This window comes from Candidatus Accumulibacter aalborgensis (assembly GCF_900089955.1).
Classification (GTDB): Bacteria; Pseudomonadota; Gammaproteobacteria; order Burkholderiales; family Rhodocyclaceae; genus Accumulibacter; species Accumulibacter aalborgensis.
Genome location: NZ_FLQX01000036.1, coordinates 1 through 2404 on the forward strand (window position 1 = coordinate 1; position 2404 = coordinate 2404).

The following is a 2404-nucleotide window of genomic DNA, read 5'->3' on the forward strand; positions in this document are numbered from 1 at the left end:
TGCGGGCTACGCTGCAAAACTGTCGACGCCAGATTTCTACGGAATGACGACGCCGTTAACAGCAGATTGAACCACGCTTCGCGCGCTGTGTCCAGCACCATCTGCAAGCAAGCATCCCAGATTCAGCGAATGGTCATGCCCGGGGTTTTTGAGGAGTTACGCTGACGCGACTTTCACATTAACGCACAGCCTGGCGGGGTGCCGGCTACTTCTGACCTTCGTCGGGCAGCGCGTTGCTCGCTGCTTGCACGCCAGCGGGAAGTTGCTCGCCCTCCCCGGCAGTCGCAAGCACCCCCTGCGGCGCGTCGATTTCCGCCATGAAGTGGAATCCATCGGCACCGAGTCGTCGTGTCAGCGTGTTCATGATCCGCCGCGACCGTGCCGGCGTCTCTTTCGGCCCGCTGACATAAAACGGCTTGCCGTTGTCACCATAGGTGTAACGAACCGGACACGCGGCTGCGTCGATGGTCCCGAAAAGCGCGGCGGCGCGGGCGTAGTCGGCATGCGCTGGGAAACCAAGGTCGCGCGCATATGCGACGGCGCCCTCGACGAGCTGGCGCAGGCAGTCGGGCGGAATCTCTTCGAATTCCTGAGTCTGCACGAAGCGCAGCCACTCCTCCGGCGGAAGCACGCGGTAGAAGGCATTCTTGACGCCGAGGCAGTAGACGTCGACGACAAAGGCCGCCAGGGCCACGTCACCGTCGGGAAGTTCGCGAGCCAGCGCAACCATGCCGATCCCCACGGCGAACAGCTCCCTGGTGATCAGCGAAGCGTGGACCGGCCGCTGTGCCGCGTGCGCCGGCGAGTGCGCATCGCTGCGCTGCGGCATCGACTTCCTGTTCGCCTGCGCCTTGCGCTTTTTGGCGAGCTTCTTTTGCCAGCGCTTTTCGTCGAGGGTCATGGCGATGTTCTCCTTGGGCTGTGACGCGCGACCAGCAAGCGCCGAACGTGGTGGTGACATTGACAGTGAGCCGGCGCGAATTCTACTGGAAGGGGCCGGACAGTGCCATCCGATAGATCAGGCAGACCCCATCAACAAGACTGTCGGGCGGAATAGCGTTAGCGTATTCCGCCGAATGAACCACCTTTCATGCGGCGCAATACGGCTGACGCCTATTGCCCCCTACGGCCCTTGTGTCCCGATCACGGAATTCACGGATTCAAACGCTACGTGGCGCTGGCGGTTCTGGCGCGAAACATCCATCGCCTCGGGGTCATGGTTCGTGAGCGCAATGCGCGCGCTAAACCCCGCGTGCCTGAGCCCCAAAAACTCGCCGCCTGACACCCTTCAAATGGGTTAAAACAACAGAGACGACGGTTTGCTCGACCGTGAAATATGCCCTAAGCATGTTTTGGACAATCGACCCCCGGCGCCAGCCAACAAACAGGCTTACGCCGCTGACTTTTCGTTACCAGCCGTCTTTTTTACCCCGATGAACGCCCCCGACCGTCCAAAAACGGCTTTTTCTGCTAGGCACTACTTATGAGCCCCCAACTCTCGCAAGGCCGCAAGGCTGAAGACCAGCCAGCGTTTCCTCAAGACGAGGAAGCAAGGGTAACAAATGCTGTAGCTCGTTGGAGTGCGACACGAGTACGACTACCGCGATTGGCAGCTTGGCACGGTTCTGCTGATACTCGAGGTTTTTGTCCGCGGTCAGGAAGGCGTCAAACTGCTGGCAGGCAAGCGCCAAAAGCTTGCCATTCTTTACCCCGCCCCAGCCCATCTCGACGACGGTCTTGACCGAGTGCGCAGGCAGCGAACGCCTGAGCCGACTCGGCAAGGATTCGTCAAGCAGGAGCCGCATCGGCAAACAAGCTCGTTCGTGCAGCCTCCAGTACCGCCACCGCCGCCTCTCGCTTTACGGACGGAAAGTCCTCCAGAAAGTCGGCCAACGAGGAACTGCCTTCGAAGTAGTCGAACAAGTTCTGTACGGGGACACGGGTTCCTGTGAAGCACAAAGCTCCACTCATGATCTCTGGGTCACGGCTTATTATCGTTGCATCCATGGCGACCTCCGCTTGACGTAGTGTACCGAAGTACCGAAGAAGTGGAATGTGGAGGCTAGCGCGCCGAAGTTCAGCGGCGAGCGAAGCGAGTCCGCTGCAACGCCAACTCAGGCTCTGGCGGTGGGTTGGAAGGCGGCGGAACGACGACCCATCCCTCTGCCGCATGTTTTTCCTGCCGTGCCTGCAAATCGGCATAAATTCGATCTAAATCGTAGCCCATACTGGCGGCATGTTGATCGCGGATATTGCGAACTTCTTTAATAATGCTGTCATTCATTTTCGCCTCCCATAAGCTCTTCGGGGGTACAAATAAACGGTAAAAACAGGCCTTTGCCCATATCCTTACACAGAACCCATTTTGCATGTTTGCCAAATTTTTTGCGACTGGCTTGAAAGC

The 2404-nt window shown here is 58.9% G+C and carries 4 protein-coding genes; all 4 read right to left on the reverse strand.

Annotated elements, in window-relative coordinates; genetic code table 11:
• Positions 1 to 205: 205 nt before the first annotated feature.
• Positions 206 to 901, reverse strand: coding sequence for a hypothetical protein (locus ACCAA_RS04195; protein WP_186405995.1), 696 nt, complete (start codon positions 899 to 901; stop codon positions 206 to 208).
• 580 nt (positions 902 to 1481) lie between these two features.
• Positions 1482 to 1805, reverse strand: coding sequence for a DUF5615 family PIN-like protein (locus ACCAA_RS22565; RefSeq protein ID WP_186405996.1), 324 nt, complete (start codon positions 1803 to 1805; stop codon positions 1482 to 1484).
• Positions 1789 to 2007 carry a DUF433 domain-containing protein gene (locus ACCAA_RS04205; protein WP_186405997.1) on the reverse strand — a complete coding sequence of 73 codons (219 nt, stop codon included), beginning with the start codon at positions 2005 to 2007 and terminating at the stop codon, positions 1789 to 1791. The genes ACCAA_RS22565 and ACCAA_RS04205 overlap by 17 nt, the downstream gene beginning before the upstream one ends.
• A 70-nt stretch (positions 2008 to 2077) precedes the next feature.
• Positions 2078 to 2284 (reverse strand): hypothetical protein, encoded by a 207-nt coding sequence (locus ACCAA_RS04210; RefSeq protein WP_186405998.1) that lies wholly within the window; start codon positions 2282 to 2284, stop codon positions 2078 to 2080.
• Between the last annotated feature and the right edge of the window lie 120 nt (positions 2285 to 2404).